This window comes from Defluviicoccus vanus (genome assembly GCF_014672695.1).
Lineage (GTDB): Bacteria > Pseudomonadota > Alphaproteobacteria > Rhodospirillales > Defluviicoccaceae > Defluviicoccus > Defluviicoccus vanus.
Genome location: NZ_CP053923.1, coordinates 1,899,366 through 1,916,823 on the forward strand (window position 1 = coordinate 1,899,366; position 17,458 = coordinate 1,916,823).

Annotated in this window: 13 protein-coding genes; 3 read left to right on the top strand and 10 right to left on the bottom strand. The window is 63.0% G+C overall.

Annotated elements, in window-relative coordinates; all coding sequences use genetic code 11:
* Positions 1-261 precede the first annotated feature (261 nt).
* The 9 genes from HQ394_RS08650 to mdo all read right to left on the bottom strand — a co-directional run bounded on the left by HQ394_RS08650 (position 262) and on the right by mdo (position 12,706).
* Positions 262-1,590: an FAD-dependent oxidoreductase gene (locus tag HQ394_RS08650; protein WP_190262895.1), complete on the bottom strand. Its 1,329-nt coding sequence runs from the start codon at positions 1,588-1,590 to the stop codon at positions 262-264.
* Entirely contained in the window at positions 1,587-2,636 is a 1,050-nt protein-coding gene (locus HQ394_RS08655) for an electron transfer flavoprotein subunit alpha/FixB family protein (RefSeq protein ID WP_190262896.1), read from the bottom strand. Before HQ394_RS08655 ends, HQ394_RS08650 begins: the two co-directional genes overlap by 4 nt.
* Positions 2,636-4,597, bottom strand: a complete 1,962-nt coding sequence (locus tag HQ394_RS08660) for a mycofactocin system FadH/OYE family oxidoreductase 2 (protein ID WP_190262897.1) — start codon at positions 4,595-4,597, stop codon at positions 2,636-2,638. The genes HQ394_RS08655 and HQ394_RS08660 overlap by 1 nt, the downstream gene beginning before the upstream one ends.
* 1 nt (position 4,598) lies before the next feature.
* Positions 4,599-6,575 (bottom strand): oxidoreductase, encoded by a 1,977-nt coding sequence (locus tag HQ394_RS08665; RefSeq protein WP_190262898.1) that lies wholly within the window; start codon positions 6,573-6,575, stop codon positions 4,599-4,601.
* A 78-nt stretch (positions 6,576-6,653) separates the two neighbouring features.
* Entirely contained in the window at positions 6,654-7,760 is a 1,107-nt protein-coding gene (gene mftC, locus HQ394_RS08670) for a mycofactocin radical SAM maturase (RefSeq protein ID WP_190262899.1), read from the bottom strand.
* Positions 7,757-8,803 carry a class I SAM-dependent methyltransferase gene (locus HQ394_RS08675; protein ID WP_223291967.1) on the bottom strand — a complete coding sequence of 349 codons (1,047 nt, stop codon included), beginning with the start codon at positions 8,801-8,803 and terminating at the stop codon, positions 7,757-7,759. The genes mftC and HQ394_RS08675 overlap by 4 nt, the downstream gene beginning before the upstream one ends.
* Complete coding sequence (locus HQ394_RS08680) at positions 8,796-10,271, bottom strand: VWA domain-containing protein (RefSeq protein WP_190262901.1); 1,476 nt, start codon at positions 10,269-10,271, stop codon at positions 8,796-8,798. The genes HQ394_RS08675 and HQ394_RS08680 overlap by 8 nt, the downstream gene beginning before the upstream one ends.
* Complete coding sequence (locus tag HQ394_RS08685) at positions 10,271-11,356, bottom strand: AAA family ATPase (protein WP_190262902.1); 1,086 nt, start codon at positions 11,354-11,356, stop codon at positions 10,271-10,273. Before HQ394_RS08685 ends, HQ394_RS08680 begins: the two co-directional genes overlap by 1 nt.
* Positions 11,357-11,440: 84 nt before the next feature.
* Positions 11,441-12,706: an NDMA-dependent methanol dehydrogenase gene (gene mdo, locus HQ394_RS08690; protein ID WP_190262903.1), complete on the bottom strand. Its 1,266-nt coding sequence runs from the start codon at positions 12,704-12,706 to the stop codon at positions 11,441-11,443.
* A gap of 293 nt (positions 12,707-12,999) precedes the next feature.
* On the opposite strand from mdo, the gene HQ394_RS08695 reads away from it, so the two are divergent.
* On the top strand, positions 13,000-13,599 hold the full coding sequence (locus HQ394_RS08695; RefSeq protein WP_190262904.1) for a cysteine hydrolase family protein: 600 nt from the start codon (positions 13,000-13,002) through the stop codon (positions 13,597-13,599).
* 96 nt (positions 13,600-13,695) lie between these two features.
* Here the strand turns inward: HQ394_RS08695 and HQ394_RS08700 are convergent, their stop codons facing one another.
* Positions 13,696-14,595, bottom strand: coding sequence for a transporter (locus HQ394_RS08700; protein ID WP_190262905.1), 900 nt, complete (start codon positions 14,593-14,595; stop codon positions 13,696-13,698).
* Between the two features lie 279 nt (positions 14,596-14,874).
* Here HQ394_RS08700 and HQ394_RS08705 point away from each other — a divergent pair, with 279 nt between their 5' ends.
* Both HQ394_RS08705 and nosP read left to right on the top strand, forming a co-directional pair.
* Positions 14,875-15,804, top strand: a complete 930-nt coding sequence (locus HQ394_RS08705; RefSeq protein WP_190262906.1) for a helix-turn-helix domain-containing protein — start codon at positions 14,875-14,877, stop codon at positions 15,802-15,804.
* Between the two features lie 447 nt (positions 15,805-16,251).
* Complete coding sequence (gene nosP / locus HQ394_RS08710; RefSeq protein WP_190262907.1) at positions 16,252-17,412, top strand: nitric oxide-sensing protein NosP; 1,161 nt, start codon at positions 16,252-16,254, stop codon at positions 17,410-17,412.
* The last annotated feature ends 46 nt before the right edge of the window (positions 17,413-17,458 follow it).

A 17,458-nucleotide genomic window follows, 5' to 3' on the forward strand; every position in this document is an offset into this window, starting at 1 on the left:
AGGATAGGTCCAGCGCAACGCCCCTTCTTTGCTGCACACCAAAAACATGTACCACATTCGAAGCATTGCTCATAATTAAAGAGGACACTCCCATCATCAAGCGGGACAAATAGATTAGCCGGACAAATGGATACGCATGACTTCACCGCACACGATTTGCATTTTTCCGGGTCGACAACGATGTGCGGCGTATCGTCCACTTTGAAGCGAACGGTACGCATTTTTTCTTCATGGGTGTTCATTGCCATGCGTCGTTCTTCCTCACCATAGATAGCTTCTTGCCGCCTGATACAGGTCGCTCAGCAGCTGCCTCGGCTTCGCCTTGAACTGGCGCAGCGTCCGCAGCGACAGCGGCAGGATCTTCTGCTTGGCATTACCGTCGACCCGGAACAGGCGCTCCATGCCTTCGGCGACCATTTGCGGGTAGAGATTCTGCACCCGGTCGCTGTTGATGANAATGGGGGCATGGCGGTAGGTGCGGAAATCAGTGAACACGTTGCATGGCCACAGCAGTTCGGTGTACCGCGCCAGCGTGTAGCGGCTGAAGTCGCGAACCCGGTGCGCCTCGATCGCCGTCTCCGCCGCGGCGATGCCGGACTGCATGGCGTAGTTCATCCCCTCGATGTACAGACCGGTAGCGAGACAGAAGCCAGCGGCATCGCCGGCGATCAGCATGCCCGAGGCCACCAGCTTCGGCATCATGTCCCAGCCAGCCTCGGGAATCAGATGTGCCGAGTACTCGCGCAGTTTCGCGCCGCGCACCAATGGGGCGACGGCCGGGTGCGACTTGAACAACTCCAGGAGGTCGTAGGGACGCTTTTTGGTTTCGACCAGCGAGGCGACCTGGGCGATAACGCCCAGCGACAGCGAGTTGCGGTTGGTATAGAGAAAGGCGCCGCCGTGAACATCTTCGGTGATCGCGCCGACGTATTCCTGCACCGTCCCCTCATTGCCGGTGAGATGAAAGCGCTCGCGGACGATCGCCTCGTCCAGTCCGAGCACCTCCTTGACCCCAAGCGACATCTCCGTCGTCTTCAGACGCCGCTGTAGCCCGGCCTTCTGCGCCAGGAACGAGTTGGCGCCGTCGCAGGCGATGACCACGTCGGCGCGCAGTTCGCCTTCATCGCGACGAACCTTGACGCCAGTCACCCGGCCGCGCTCGATAATGACGTCATCGACGACGGTGGAGGTGAGCAGAAATGCGCCGGCCGCTTCCGCCTGAGCGGCAAACCAGCGGTCGAACTTTGGCCGCAGCACGGTAAAGGCATTGAACGGCGGCTCGGTATAAGCGGGGCTTGCGGAACGGAAGTCGAGCGAAACCGCCGTCGTCGATGACAGCAGCAGCAGATTGCGACGACTGATGTAGCGCTCCACCGGTGCCTGCTCCCACCAGTTGGGGATCAGCCTGTTGAGGATCGCACTGCCATAGAACGATGCACCGGAGACGTTCTTTGCGCCCGGGTATTCGCCGCGCTCGATGAGGAGAACATTGAGACCGGCGCGGGCCGCAACCAGGGCCGCGGCGCTGCCGGCCGGACCGGCACCGACGACGATGACGTCGAAGTGGTCGCTCGGCTTGGGCGCTTTCATCCGATTTGTTCTCCCGTCAGCGCCGCGGGCGTCGATCCGGGCGAGGTTTCGAGCTCGGCATCGGCATGGCTGCGCAGCTTGCGGATCAGGATCGGCACAATCTGATGGAGATCGCCGACCACCCCCAGGTCGGCCATCTTCAACAACGGCGCGGTGCGGTCGGTGTTGATGGCGATGACGGTTTCACTGCCGGTGATCCCGGCCACGTGCTGACCGGCGCCGGAGACACCCAGCGCCAGATAGAGCTTAGGGGCGACGATCTTGCCGGTGGTGCCGATGTAGCGGTCATGCGCCAGCCAGCCGCGATCGGCGACGACCCGGGTACCGCCCAGCGAGGCCTTCAACTCGTCCGCCAGTTGCTGCAGTTCCGCCATGCCCTCCGGTCCGCCGACGCCCAGCCCGCCGGAGACGATCCTTTCGGCATCGCCAAGGTCCACATCCTGCGGATCGGGAGGATGGGTGCGCAGCGTCCGGTCGCGGAACGACGACGGGGTGAGCGCCGGCCGGACGACCCGCACGTCGGCCTTGCGATCGGCACGGCCGGGGCCGACGCCACGCACCCCCGGGCAGAGCAGCACCATCACGGCGGTACCACGGGCCCAGATCTGGCGTTCATGCAGCCTGCCGTTGTGGCTGACCCGGAACACCTCCGGATAGCCCTCGTCGGTCAACTTGACGCGAATGCAGCCGGTGGCCATCGGGATCCGCCAGCGTACCGACAGCCGCGGCAACCAGGCGCAGGTGTAGCCGCTGTCCGGGGCAAGGGTCAGGATCGGGCGCGCCTCCTGCAACAGCGGTGGCACCGCCGCCAGCCAGCCGTCGGCGGTGAACTGCGCCAACGCCTGGTGTTCGATGACCGTCACCCGATCGGCCCCGTGCGCGGCAAGCTCATCCGCCAACGCCTCGACCTCATCGCCAGGAAGGATAGCATGCACGTCGGCGCCGATGCCGTCGGCAACCTCGCGCGCTTCCTCGACACACTCGAGGCTTTCCGGCGTCAGTTCGCCGAACCCGGTCTCGGCGATGACGACGATGGACGCCGGCATCAGACCGCCCTCCCAGCTTTTTCGCCCTCGATAATCGCCGCATGGGCGCGGCGCGGTGCGACACAGTCGCCGATACGGTAAAGCTCCGGCACCTGGGGCTTCAGCCGGTNGTAAAGGCGGCAGTCGGCGCGGCGATGCACCGCGAGGACAATCGTGTCCACCTCGGGAAACTGGACGATCTGCCCCGAGTAGTTGTGCAGCGCCGTGACCACCCGATCCTCGATGCTGAGCACCGAGTGATTGGGGGTGCAAGTAATGCCGAGCCGCCGTGCCTGGCGATACCAGTTCTCCAGGTCGAGGGTGACGCCCAGGTCCTGACCGACGTAGAGCGTCTGGGTCACCACCTCCACTTGGCAGCCATGCTCGGCGAGGAACTCGGCGGTGCTGGTGGCCTCGTGGAAGCCCAGCCGATCGATCACCAGCACCCGGTGACCCGGTTTCACCCGACCGGAGAGAATATCGGTCACGTCGGCTACGCTGGAGGATCCGTCAGCGCCGGGGATTGCGGAGCGGTCGGGGAGCGAGCCGGTGGCGACGATGACCGCATCCGGCTGCGCCGCCAGCACCGTCTCGGCGGTGGCGGCAACACCCGTCTGCACGTCGACTTGCAACTGCTCGACCTCGTGCAGGAGGTTGCGGACGATGTCGCCGAACTCGGCGCGGTTGGTCACCTGCACCGCCCAGACAATCTGGCCGCCGAGGCGCTCCTCCTTCTCGAGCAGCGTCACCTTATGACCGCGGCGGGCGGCAACGACCGCCGCCTTCAGGCCGGCCGGACCGCCACCAACAACTGTCACTCGCTTCGGCCGGACCGCCGGCTGCAGGGTGCCGATGCCCAGCGTCTGCTCCCGCCCGGTGGCCGGGGTTTCGATACAGCCCAGCCAGCGGTTGAGGCCCATCCTACCGACGCATTCCTGATTGCATGACAGGCACAGCCGGATGTCGTCGGCGCGGTTCTCGCGCGCCTTGCGGGCGAACTCGGGATCGGCGATCTGCGCCCGAACGATGCCGACGAGATCGGCGTGGCCCTCGGCGAGCAGGCGCTCAGCCTGGATCGGGTCCTTGACCCGGCCGACACCGATCACCGGCAGATGCACCGCCTTGCGGATCGCCGACGGGATGAACATCGCGTAGTTGGGCGGGATGCGCATCGACGCCTCGATCATGTAGAGCGTCTGCGTCGCGGTGCCGATGCTGGTGTTGATGACGTCGATCTGCCGGTCGCGTTCGAGCAGGCGCGCCAGATCGACCGCCTCCTCGATGGTGATACCGTCCTGGATCAGTTCGTCGCCGCACAGCCGCACGCTCAGTACATAGTCGCGGCCAACCGCGAGCCGGATCGCGCCGATGATCTCGCGCAGGANTTGCGCCCGGTTCTCCAAGTTGCCGCCGTACTCATCGCTTCGCCGGTTGGTGCTGCGCGACAGGAACTGACGGACGATCGAGGAGTGCGAGCATTGCAGTTCGATGCCGTCGAAGCCACCCTTTTTCGTGTAGCTGGCGACGGTGGCGTAGCCCTCGATGATCTGCTGGATGTCTTCGTGCTCAACTGCCTTCGGCACCTCGCGAAACAGCGGATCGGCAATCGCCGACGGTGCCCAGGCCGGCAATCGGGTAAACATGCCGCTCGCCTGGCCGCCGTTATGGTTGATCTGGGCGAGGATCGGCACGCCCTCGGCATGCACCATCTCGGTGATCCGCCGATAGCCCGGGATCACCGTCGGGTGGAAGGCGTGGATCAGCTTCTCGTACGGGTGGTCGGTCGGATGCGTCGAGTGCTCTTCGGTGATGATCAGGCCGACGCCGCCGCGTGCCCGCTCCCGGTAGTAGTAGGCGTGGCGGTCGCTCGGCATGTAGTCCACGGCATAGTTAGTCAGGTGCGCCGAGAAAACGATCCGGTTCTGGACGGTGATGTTGCCGACCTTGAGCGGGGTGAACAGCAGACGCGACGGGCCGCTCATCTCAGACCTCCCGTCCGGCGCGATAGCCCTCGAGAATTGCCTGGCTCAGGTAACGGGGCGCCACGCAGTCGCCAGCGCGAAACACCCGCTGCCCCACCTGCTTGAGGGCGAAGTAGAGATCCTCGTCCGGGACCTCGTGGGTGACGGGAACCACCAGATCCACCTCGTCGATCCTGATCGGCCGACGATCAAAACAATCGATGCCAATGATCGCCCGCTCCGCCACCGTCTCCGCCGTGATCTGTGGCCGGAAGGTGATCGCCTTCGCCGCCGCCCGTTGGTTCCACGGCGTCAGTTCCAGCGACGCGGTGAGGCGCTGGCCGACGAACATGTCGCTGGTCACCACCTCCACCTGCCAGCCGTGGTCGGCGAGCCATTCCGCCACCTCCATGCCGACGTGATCACCGATCGCATCCAGAACCACGACCTTGCCACCCGTCTCCGGGGCGTCGCCGTTCAGGATCTGGCGGGGCGTTAGCACGCGGGTGCCATTGGTGAACGTTACACGTGACAGGCTGCCCGGCCGGCCGCCGACGGCAACGATGACCGCGTCCGGCTGTTCGTCGCGCACCAGTGCCGGTGTCACCTCGACCCCGGTGCGGATCGTCAGGTTCAGCCCACGCACCTGGGTTTCGAGCCAGTCCACCGCCAGTGCCAGCCGCTCCCGTCCGGGCGCATTCGCCGCCAGTCGCAACGCCCCGCCCAGCCGATCGCTGCGCTCGCAGATGGTCACCGCGTGACCGCGCTGTGCTGCCACCCGCGCCGCCTCCAGACCGGCCGGACCGCCGCCGGCCACCATGACCCGATAGTGCACCGGGGCGCGGGTCAGGGCGGCAAACTCCACCGCCCCCTCATCGCCAGCGGCCGGGTTGTTGACGCAGCTGAGGCGCGGGTTCTGCACCAGGCCGATGACGTTATCCTGGTTGGACAAGATGCACGGTCGCACCGCGGCGAGATTGCCGTAGCGGACCTTGGCCGGCAGCTCCGGATCGGCGATCAGGGCGCGGGTCATTTCCACCGCATCTGCACCACCGTCGCGCACCAGGCCGGCCGCCATTGCCGGATCGACGATACTGCCCTGTGCGAACACCGGCACACCCACCGCCCGCTTGATCACGCCGGCCAGATGCGCCGCAAACCCCGGCGGCGCGTAGAACCCGGGGCGGGTCATGTGTCCGCTGTAGATGCTGCCGCTGGTGACGCTGATGAAATCGATCACCCCGTCGACGGCAAGCAGGTCGGCGATTTCGGCCGCATCCTCTGGCTTGATACCGGCCCACGGCGCGTATTCGTCACCGACCAAGCGAAGCCCGACAACGCCGGCGCTGCCGACCGCATTGCGCACCCCTTGCAGGACGGTGCGAGCGAAATGCAGCCGGTTGTCAAGGCTGCCGCCGTAGCCGTCGCTGCGGAAATTCGTCAGCGGCGAAAGGAACTGGCGGATCAGGCTGTCCTGACCGGCGTTGATCTCAACCCCGTCGAGCCCGCCCGCCATGACATAGCGCGCCGCCTGCATGAAGCCTTCGACGACAGCGGCGATGTCGTCTTCCTCCATCTCTTTCGGCATCTCGCGGCTGTTGACTTCCGGCACCGGCGACGGCGCCCACAGGGGCAGCTGCGAGTAGTGACTCGACCCCTGCATGCCGCTGTGGGTTAGTTGCGCCAATGCCAGGGCACCGTGACGATGGATCGCATCAGCGACCAGCTTGTAGCCTTCGACCACCGATGGGTCGTAGCCGAAGATGGCGTATTCGTACGGCCAGTCGGACGGATGAACGACACTGCCTTCGAGGACGATGGTGCCGGCGCCACCGGCGGCACGGCTGGCATAGTAGGCGGCGTGGCGTTTCTCGAAGCGATTGTGGGTGGCGAAGTTGGTCTGATGTGCGGCGAAGACGAAGCGATTTGTCGCCCGCATACTCCCTAGCTGCAGGGGCGCAAACAAACAGCCGTAATCATCCTGGCGTAGTTTGTTCATCTAATCCTGGTCCTGCGGGCCGATGCGCCGGCCCTCCTCCTGTTGGTTTTCTTTGCCGCTTCGCCATCGCCGGGACGTTCATGCCCGGCTGATTTTTTCAGCGATGCAGGTCGTCAGGCACGCACTGGCTCGCCCACCCCCGCGGTTGCCTGCAGCGGGGCCATCACACGGCGTCTCGACATTTTCGAACACGCAGTCGGGGTCGGGGGCGTCCGGCGACCAGCCGACGAAATGCTTCACCGCCATACAGCCGCCGTGGCAGCTTTCGTAGGCGTTGCAGCTCTGGCAGTTGCCGCCCACCTGCCACTCGCGGAGGTGCGCAAACAGCGGTGCCTCACGCCAGACCGTGGTGAATCCACCCACCTCGCGGACATTGCCGGCGCGAAACTCGGGTGCCAGGGTGAATGGACAGGCGTAGACGTCGCCCACCGGATCGACGCAGCAGACGATGCGGCCGGCGCCACACATGTTCAGGCCATCCATCGGCTGGCCGTAGGCCGAGAGATGGAAGAAGGAATCACCGGTCAGCACATCGCGATGCGCCAGGAGCCAGTGGTAGAGGTGACGATTCTGCGCATGGGTCGGCCGCAGTTCGTTCCATACCGCGGCGCCACGGCCGGTGGGACGCAGCCGGGTGAGCCGCAATTCGGCAGCGTAGGAACACGCAAGCGCGTAGAGGTCGTCAATCTCCGGAAAATTTGCTCGGGTGACGGTGGCGTTGATCTTGAACCGTACGCCGTGGGCGGCGAGGCGATCCATCGCCGCGCGCGCCCGGTCATAGGAGCCGTCACCTCGAACAGGATCGCTGGTCTCGGCAGTAGCGCCATCAATGCTGATTTGCAGGTCGAGATAATCGCGCGACGCGACCCAGCGCGCCGCAGCATCGTCGATCAGCGTGCCGTTGGTGCTGAACTTGACGCCGATCTTGTTGTCGAGCGCGTGCTCCATCAGTGTGAAGAAGTCAGGCCGGCTCATCGGCTCGCCACCGCCGACGTTGATGTAGAACACCTTCATCGCCGCCCACTCGTCGAGAAGGCGCTTGGCTTCGTCGGTCGAGAGTTCGTCGCGGCGACGCTTGCCAGATGACGAGAGGCAATGCACGCAGCGCAGGTTGCAGCCGTAAGTAATCTCCCAGGTCAGACAGATCGGTGACTGCAAGCCCTGACGAAAGACCTCGTAGCTCATCCCTGCTCCTCCTGTTGGATCCCGGCGGTTCCGGCCCGATCGACGATCAGCCAGCCGCCGTGATATTCGAAGTATTGGCAGTGCCCTCCGGTCAGCCGGCCCAGCGCCTGCAGGCGGTCCTGGTCGAAAACCTGACGGTGGCCGAAGCGCGGATCGGCAACGTCCTCGAAGGGGACAGCGACGATCAGCCGCCCTCCGGTCAACGCCCACAGGTTGGCGACTGCGGCGACGGTTTCCGCGGGGGTAAGGTGTTCAAGGAGATGGATGGCGGTGACGACGTCGAAAGGGCCGCCGGAGCCAGCGAGGCCGCTTCGGACGTCGGCGGCGAGAATGTCGGCGTGGACAAACGCCACACCCGGAATGCCCCGCGTCCGCCGATAGTCTTCGGCGAGCGCCACCAGGGCCACGTTGAGATCGCAGCCGGTGATCGCTCGCCTAGCAACGGCGCCGGCAGCGGCCCCGGCAACGGCCCCTTCGGCGGTCGCTAGGTAGAGTGGCAGGAAGCCGAAGCAGGTGGCGACATCGAGAAGGCAATCGCATTTCACGTCACCGACGAGGGCCGCTACCTGGGCATAAATGGCGCGGAAGCTGGCATTGAAGTCGGCGGCACCGTTGCTCGGGCGAGACGTCGACGTCGGATGCAACGCTGCGAGCGTGTTGTCGTAGAAGCGGTGCCAAGCCCGCCGTTCGTTGCCGTCGATGGAACGGACGATCGCGCCGACGTAGCGTTCGAACGTTTCCTGCTCGCTGCAGGCATAGCCGTTCGCTGGGGGAGACAGGCTCAGCCGCGCCCTGGCGAGCAGCGGCAGCAATTCATCGGCGACGTAGCCACCAATATTGTTGTCGATCTGCTCGGGGCAGAACTCATGCACAACGACGATATCGTCCGCATCGCACTGCTCTGGCATCAGCCCCCAGATCGTGAAGTGGTCGCTGCGGGCGAGAGGCGCCGCCCGATCGGCGAGGCCGTCAATGAGCAGACCGTGCCGGTGGCGAGCGAAGGTGAGTGGGCTCATCGCAGGGTCACCGACCGGCTCAAGCATGGTCCGCCCCGGTGGCAAAGCGGCGGAACAGCGCATCCGCAACGTCGCCGAGCTGGGTAAGGTTGCGCACCACTTCGGCGCGATGGCAGACCGGCTCATAGAGCGGCATGTCGGAGCTGCCGAGCCCCCAGCTGCCGCGCGGTTCCGGCGACAGCCAGATCAAATGTTTGGCACGTCGCCGGATCTCCTCCAGGGCGGCGACGTTGGGTGGATTGCGGTTGCCGCGGCCATCGCCGAGGACGATCACCGTCGTATGGTGGGTCACGCTGGCGAGGTGACGCTGGATGAAGATGCCAAGGGCCCGGCCGTAGTTGCTGTTGGCATCGCAGTCAACGAGGCTGCCATCGAGAACTGCGGCAATGGCATCGTCGATACTCAGTTGTTCGAAGTATTGGCTGGCCTCAGCGAGCTCACTGACGAACACAAAGCTGCGCACCTGTTCGAACAAGGACTGCAGGCTGTAAACGAGGTGCAGCATGAAACGGGCGGTGTTGCGGACCGACATGCTGACGTCACAGATGACGACGATCCGCGGCTTTTCGTTGTGGTGGTGGGTGACGACCGGTTTGAACGGAATGCCATCGTAGATCATGCTTGCCCGGAGCGTCCGCGCCACGTGAATGCGGCCATGATGCCCGACGACGCGACGGTAAGAGCGGGCGCCGCGCATGCGCCGACCGAGACGGCGGACCATGTCTTCCATCTGGCGGTGTTCGGCTTCACTGAATTGCTGCCGCGGCGCCGGCCGGCGTTTTGCCTGCGCGTTGGCTGTCTTCGTCCGCAAGGCAAGTTGTTGCAGCAGGTAGCGTTTGAGTGCCTCCGGCAGATGATCGATGACGGACGCGGCCTGCTCCCGGAGCTGATCGAAGAGTGTGCCATCGGTGTCGATGTCGTGCACGTCATCCAGCAGTTGTTCGAGCGCGGCGATGGCGAGATCGGCGTCCAGGGTCGGCTGGCCATCGGCGAAATTGAGCTCCCCGGNTCGGGCGCCGCTGCCGGGGCTGCGAACGTTGACTTGATGCGTTGAGCGCTGCATCACCTGATCGAGCAACGCGTCCGCCCGTTTGAGCAGAAGATTACGAGCCAGTTCTTCAAGGCTGCCGGGTTGAATCTTCTCCGTCTTTTCCAGTCCGCCGCCACCGCTGTTGAGGGTAATCCCGTCGTCCTCGGTATCCAGCACCACCTGCTGCGTCGCTGGCAGCACGGCATCGGACACGCCGCCAGCGTCATCGCCGGCAATTGATGTCATCGACCGCGGGGGACTGAAGAAAAGATCAAACATCTCCTCGAACACCGGTGCGTCATGCACATCCTTGATCAGCGTCGCGCGCAGGGTGTTGCGCGTCGTCTCCCGGCTATCGAGGGTGACCCAGGTGAGGGCCCGCATCGCGTCGATCGACTCTGCCGGCGAAATGCCGATCCCGGCCCGCTTGAGAGCGCGGATGAAGTGATTGATCACGGCGTCCATCACCGCTCCTCGTCGGCGTTCGCCGGCCGGATCCGGTCGCGGCCGTAATAGCGCGCCGCATGCTCCCGCTTGCGCGCCTCCATCTCATCCAGGTTCGGAACCGACTGCGGTGTCGGCGGCCGCACCGGCAGTGGGCGGTCAGCGGCGGTGCCAGACGTCTCCGCTGCGCCCTCTTTCAACCCCTCAAGCAGCCAAGCCATACGCTCGCTCACCTGGCCGATGTCGCGTTCATATTTGACCAGGAGCTGCAGCGTCTCCTCGACCAGGACACGGTCGAGCGACGTGACGTTGAGCAGCACCAGCGCTTGCATCCAGTCGAGGGTTTCGCTGATGCTGGGGGCCTTGCGCAGGTCGAGGCTGCGCATGCGCTGGATGACGTTCACCGCCTGTGCTGCCAGAGTGGCACTGATATCCGGCACCTTGAGACGGATAATGGCCAGTTCCCGCTCTTCGTCCGGATAGCCGATGAACAGATGCAGGCAGCGGCGTTTCAGGGCGTCGCTCAGGTCGCGGGTATTATTGCTGGTGACGACGACGTAAGGCGGCGTCGTCGCCTTGACGGTGCCGATCTCGGGCACGGTGACCTGATAATCGCTGAGCACCTCAAGCAGGAACGCCTCGAACTGTTCCTCGGCTCGATCGATTTCGTCGATGAGCAGGACCGCTGGTTCAGGCGACGTAATCGCCTGCAGGATCGGTCGCCGGACGATAAAATGCTCGGAAAAGAAGATGTCCTCGTGCTGGCGGAGACGGTCCACCGCGGCACGCAGATCACCGACATCTGCGAAGAAATGGCCGATCTTGTCGCGTAGGATTTGCGTATAGAGTAGTTGCTTGCCGTATTCCCACTCGTAGAGCGCCCGGGTTTCGTCCAACCCACCGTAACACTGCAGTCGGATCAGCGGTCGTTGCGTCGCCTCGGCGATCGCCTTCGCCAGTTCAGTCTTGCCGACGCCCGCCGGCCCTTCGATCAGGATCGGCTTGCGGAGCTTTTCCGCCAGATAGGCGACAGTGGCCAGCTTCCGGTCACAGATGTACCGATGCATAGCAAGCTGATCGATCGTCTGATCGATGGACTGAAACATGGCCGCTCCCGCTCTCTCGACCCGCCCACACGAGCGAGGGCGGGTCAGGCATTCTTGGCGACAGGTCTCTACGTAGGCGGCCGCCTAGTAATATGAGCCGACGAGCGCGTGCTTCACGACTGGTGCAACCGCGTCGAACGTTACTTCCCGGGCATTGCCTGGTGTCGAGCCGTCACCTTGAACGTGGCGGGTGATGCGATCGACGTTGTGGTCGTCGCCGTTGATCCCGCCGTTCATCCATTGCGCGTACTTACCTTTGCCCATCTGCGATTTGGTGTAGTTGCCGATGCTGGCAAAGTTTTCGGGAATGCCCACGTCCTTGCTCAGCTTGATCGCCGCTTCGAGGGCACGATCAGCGGCGGCGACGTCGCTCAAGCCGTCGACGTTTTCGCNCATCGCCCGGGCGATATCGCGGAACCGCTTGTAGCAGGTTGGCATGTTGAATTCCCACACGCGGGTGAGGCCGATGGCATTGTTCAAGCCATGATGGCTGTCGTAGAAGGCACTGACCGCGTGAGAGATAGAGTGAATGATGCCAAGACCGCCACTATTGAACGCCTGCGCCGAAATATACGACGCGTACATCATGTTGACTCTGGCCTCGTAATTAGTTGGCTCGAATACGGCGCGGCGAAGGTTTTGCGCCACCAGCTCAATTGCTTTCAGGGCATTGCCGAGGCTGGGCATGAAATCGAGCCGCGAGACATAGGGCTCTGAGGCATGCGCCAGCACGTCGAAGCCGCAATAGGCGGTCAGGTCCTGTGGCAAGGAAAAGTGGAGGACCGGGTCATTGATGCTGAGCGTCGCCGGACAGTTGTCATCGAAGCCGAGCCACTTGTAAGGCGCCTTGTCCGACGTGGTGTCGGTGATGACGAATGCCCAGCTGGTTTCCGAGCCGGTGCCGGCGGTGGTGTTGACGGCGATATGCGGCGGATTATTCGGATTCTCCGACTTGTTGAAGCCATCGAATTCGTTAACGTTGCGGCCGTCATGCGCGACGACGAGGCGGGCACCCTTGGTCGCGTCAGTAGTGCTCCCGCCACCGACTGAAATAAAGCTGTCGCATTTCTCCTTCATATAAAGATCGGCAATCTCCATGGAATTGTAATCCTTGGGATTGGACTCGATCTTGTCGTAGACGATGACGTCTATACCTTGATACTTAACCTTACCGACAATATCATCGATAATTCCTGTACCGCGCAGTCCGCTCGTCGTCAGCAGCGACCGTTTAAAGCCCAACTTCTTGGCTTCGACGCCGATCAGCTCATAGGAACCAGGTCCAAGCAGACCGCGCGGAATACGATGAAACTCTTTGATCGGAAATTGCCACAGCTTTTCGACTTGCATGACGAGCGTCCTCCCTCAGTGTGGGCCAGCGTCGTGGAAGTTCATGTGCCGGGGTCTTTCCTCGGGAACACTTGTCTTCCAACCGGTCCCAACGCTATGTACCGAAGGAAGCATGCCACGAGTATTACACGGACGCGCCGCTACTTTGGTAGCTCGACTTTGGTCGGACATCGCCGGGCCTGGTGCTGCCTCGGCTTTGCAACCGCTTTTCGTCGAATGGCCTCACCCTCGCCGATGCGACATAATCGGTGCGCGATCCTCAGCTTAGGCATCAAGATCATAAGGAGGGCGTGATGCCCACCGTGACTACTTTGCGCGACGTGGCCGGGATCGGCCATCAACCGGCGGCGTTGAGCCAATCGGCGCTGGTGATCATCGACTGTCAGAACACCTACCGCGAGGGAGTGATGCAGCTGGTAGGCGTGGAACCGGCTCTGGCGGAAGTAGCCCGCCTGCTGGTGCGTGCCCGAACCGCCGGCATTCCGATCTTCCACGTCATGCACGATGCCGGCCCCGGGACGCCCTACGACATCCGTGCCGAGATCGGCCAGATCAGCGATCCGGTGCGTCCGCAAGCCGGCGAACCAGTGATCGTCAAGACGTATCCAAACTCGTTCTGGGAGACCGATCTCGATAGCCAGCTGCGGGCACTGGGAATCCAGAGTCTGGTTCTGTGCGGCTTCATGACCCACGTCTGCGTCAATTCAACCGCGCGCGGCGCCTTCAACCTCGGCTACCAAGCGACGGTGGTGGGCGACGCGACGGCGACTCGCGATCTGCCCGGCGTTGATGGCAGCATCGTCCCTGCGCCGACGCTAAAGGCGGCGACGCTCGCCGGCATCCGTGATCTCTTCGCCGTCGTCGTCTCCAAGGTGGACGATCTGCCGGCCTGAGGCGCTCCCAATCGAAGACGGCCAGGGCGGCGGCGGAGGAACGCGGGGATCGTCAACCGATCCCGCACCTCTGCCCGGCGCTCCGAATGAGTTCGGTCAAAAAACCTTCATTATTCGGAAGCGTAGACCGAATACTTCCTTAAATTGACCTTGCGCCCAGACATCGGTCGTGACTCCCGCTTGAAGCTGCAGTGACGGCTCTGGGAAATATTGGGTGATCAGGCGAAGCTGCTGCACCCGCGTTGCCCCACCATTACTATCGCCGTTTACTTCCGTCACGCCGCCATACGTGCCAGAGTAACCACCACCGACTTGCCAGTTCGGCGTGATCGCATAACGCAGCCACGCCTGGAGTTGATAGGAATTATCCTGCGATAGGGTTTGCTTGCCTCGCTCCCCGTAGTCGTCATTGTCTTCGTAGAACGTAGTGTCGGCGATCAGGTCCGTGGTCCATTTCTCGGCGAAACCCTGGACAAACCCCACCTGGAGCACCTGCTTGAAGCGGTTCTCACCGACGTTCAAAGGCTTGCCGTCTTGATACTTACCTGTCGGGAAGAAAAAAAACGGCGTGAAACCCAGCCACCGCTTTTCATCCGGTTGATTAATGAACCAGAAGGTGCTGGCGATAATCGTGTCACCCAGCCCGAAGGAACTATCGAGGTTCTCGCCGCCCAGCTTACCGTTGTTCAGCGCACCGAAGGTGATAAAGATCTGAGGATCAGCCGTTATGCCTAGAAGATCCGTGTAATGGACAAGACGCAAGATGCCGATTTGCGTGTTCAGGCTGCTGTTGGAAATTCTGTCGCCCGTTTTGGTCTTAAAGCTGTTGTTCCATCCGAATAACGCGTAGCCCAGCGCCAAATTCGTTCCCGGTGCTGCCGCGGCATAGTCGCCCGGGTCCACGTCGAGCGCGGCTGCCGTCGGCGGCAATCCGGCCAGCGCGCCAAGTCCGACGGCGAATGCCGTAGCGACAATAGATAACCTATTGTTGCTCATGTCTACTTCCTCCCTCGCTCATGTTCATTGTATTCGCCATCTTGTACAAATACAGTAACGAGGTATCGCGCCTTGTTCTTGTTCGAGCGCGCCAAGATTTGGCTGACAACGACAAGCTGTTCTAGACTTTAGTCGAACGAGAGCGGTTTCGTCTAACCTGCCTCTTGTCTGTCACGTGGACGCGTGTAACCGTTGCATACGCAACTCGCTCGCGAGCGCCATTCGACAGACCGTTCGCTTGCGGCGATAGCGGGGGAAGGGATGCGAATGGAGACGCCGATGCAGGCCCCGAGCGCGCCCGATCGTGCATTGCCAGGTCGCGATGCCGGGCAGCGTCGCGTCGCGCCAGCGGCAGAACCACCATCGGCCGGCGGTCACGAGTTCATCGAAGTCATCGGCGACGACGGCGAAGAGGGCCGCGACCGGCCGCTTCCCGGCGCTGGCGACCATGATCATTACCTGCTGATCCTGCAGATCGAAGGCCGCTGCGTTGCCCAGGTAGCCGGATCACGGGTGCCGCTCGCGGCCGGCGACGTTCTGCTCATCGACACCAACGCCGCGGCTCGGCTCAAGGCATTCGGCCGTTCGCGCCAGCTGTGTCTCGCTCTGCCCTATCCGCCCTCGCGACAGCATTTGTCGACGCGCGATCCACCACCCGCCGGCGCGATCCGCGGCGGGAGCGGCATCGGAGTGGCACTTCGCAGCCTGCTCCTGGCGATGCGCAGCATCACTGGGATACTGACCGTCCGGGAGCAGCAGGGATTGCACGCTGCCGTACTCGATCTGGCGCTGACGGCGCTCGGCGCCGAAGCGGCGCGCGGCCAGGAACCGGTGCCGTATCGGCTGGAGGCACCGCGGCAGCTGGCTCCGCTTCAGGACACGATCGAACACTGGCTGGCCGATCCCAGCCTTTGCCCGGCGCGGGTAGCGGCAGCGCATGGCATCTCGACCCGTCAGCTGCACCGGCTGTTTAGGCAGGTGGGCACATCGTTCAGCGAGTTTGTCCGCCATCGGCGGCTGGAACACTGCCGCGACGATCTTGCCGATCCAGGGCTGCGCGGGTTGCCGATGACCGAGATCGCCTTCCGCTGGGGGTTCAGCGATTCATCGCATTTCAGCCGCTGCTTTCGTGCCGCCTACGGCTGCACGGCGCGCGATTTCCGTGCCGGCCGGCAGCCGCGCATGACCCACGCCGAGGGACGGACGTAGACGTAAAAGTCCCCGTGACGATCGCGGTCTGACCCGGGGAGAGTAGGATCCCGCCTCCTGTTGCCGCTGGACGCGCTGAGCTCTGCTTGCCAAGTGTGCTTGGCGGCGACGTTCCGCCTCTCGTCATGCCCCCGGCGCTTAGACTTTTGTCGCATCCGGTCGTGCGCCGACACGGTGATACACTCGTAATCTGATATAAACGGCATGAACCGACAAAGTTGATCCAGGCGCCGACGTTGCATAGCGAAGATGAGAACTAGAACTGGTCGCTCTGAGCTGCGAGTTTCGCAACTCAGCTAGGAGTGGAACCACGTACCTCAATATGGTACCCTTATAGAAGCATGCTGGTGCTGTTGCAGCGCCAAGGCAGCGTAATTTAACGAAAATGTGCTGGCTGTAAACGTTAGTGCGACTCAATCGCACCGCGAAGCCAGCGAGGGAGGCGAGATGTCCGTGGAGACCAAGGCCTGTGTTCGGCGGGGCTTTTCTCGCGCCCGAGATGCGGCTGAAGCCGCCGAACAGCTATACAATTCGATCTATCATCCCGAGTCCGCTCTAGCCGTTTTTTTCTGTTCCACCGATTACGACCTGCACGCCCTTGAACGCCAGCTGAACGAGCGGTTCATCGGCGTCCCGCTAATCGGCTGCACCAGCGCCAGCGAAATAACGCCGGCCGGCTACATGACCGGTAGTATCGTCGGTTTTTCCTTGGCGAAGCCCGATTTCGTCTCAGTCTCGGCCTCGATCCAAAGCCTGCGCAATTTTTCGATCGCCGACGGTCACGATATTGTCCGCAATCTGCGCCTGGAACTGGATCAGTCGTCGGAAGGCATGCCAACTGACAACGCCTTTGCCTTCCTGATGATCGACGGATTGTGCACCTGCGAGGAAATGGTTCTGAGCGCCATCGCATCAGCGCTCGGCGACATTCCGATGTTCGGCGGGGCCGGTGGCGGACTAACCTTCCAGCGCAGCTACGTCTTCCAGAACGGTCACTTCCAAAGCGATGCCGCAGTGCTCGTCCTCGTGCGAACACGGCTGCCGTTCAAGCTGTTCACCAACGACCACTTCATCAGCTCCGGAACCAAGATGGTCGTGACCGAGGCCGATCCTGTGAGCCGGATTGTCAGCGAGATCAATGCCGAACCGGCCGGACGCGAATACGCCCGCCTCGTCGGTCTGGAAGTCGACGAACTGTCACCGATGATCTTCGCCACCCATCCGGTGGTGGTGAAGGTGGGCGGCCGCTATTACACCCGTGCCATCCAGAAGGTGAACGAAGACGAAAGCCTTACCTTCTTTTGTGCAATCGACAAGGGCATCGTCCTCACCGTCGCCAATGGGACTGACCTGCTTGAGAACACCCGAGCCTTGTTTGATCAGATCTACAGCGAAATTGGTCTGCCGCAACTGGTCATCGGCTGCGACTGCGTTCTGCGTGCGCTCGAATTGGAGGAGAAGCGGCTGACAGAAGCGGTGGGCCGGTTGTTCGCACGCAACAACGTCATTGGCTTCGGCACCTTCGGCGAACAGTACCAGGCGATGCATGTGAACCACACTTTCACCGGCGCGGCGATCGGGTTCGGGGCCAGGTTTGGGAGTATTTGACTCGCAGGACGCCCCGGTCATGCCCGACTTAAACCTGCCACTCGAC

Bases quoted from the DNA above. Each gene is read 5' to 3' on its own strand.
- HQ394_RS08695 (WP_190262904.1), top strand. From the start codon at position 13,000: ATGCCCACCGTGACTACTTTGCGCGACGTGGCCGGGATCGGCCATCAA.
- HQ394_RS08705 (WP_190262906.1), top strand. From the start codon at position 14,875: ATGCAGGCCCCGAGCGCGCCCGATCGTGCATTGCCAGGTCGCGATGCC.
- HQ394_RS08665 (WP_190262898.1), bottom strand. From the start codon at position 6,575: ATGAACAAACTACGCCAGGATGATTACGGCTGTTTGTTTGCGCCCCTG.
- HQ394_RS08675 (WP_223291967.1), bottom strand. From the start codon at position 8,803: ATGCTTGAGCCGGTCGGTGACCCTGCGATGAGCCCACTCACCTTCGCT.
- HQ394_RS08655 (WP_190262896.1), bottom strand. From the start codon at position 2,636: ATGCCGGCGTCCATCGTCGTCATCGCCGAGACCGGGTTCGGCGAACTG.
- nosP (WP_190262907.1), top strand. From the start codon at position 16,252: ATGTCCGTGGAGACCAAGGCCTGTGTTCGGCGGGGCTTTTCTCGCGCC.
- HQ394_RS08685 (WP_190262902.1), bottom strand. From the start codon at position 11,356: ATGTTTCAGTCCATCGATCAGACGATCGATCAGCTTGCTATGCATCGG.
- mftC (WP_190262899.1), bottom strand. From the start codon at position 7,760: ATGAGCTACGAGGTCTTTCGTCAGGGCTTGCAGTCACCGATCTGTCTG.
- HQ394_RS08700 (WP_190262905.1), bottom strand. From the start codon at position 14,595: ATGAGCAACAATAGGTTATCTATTGTCGCTACGGCATTCGCCGTCGGA.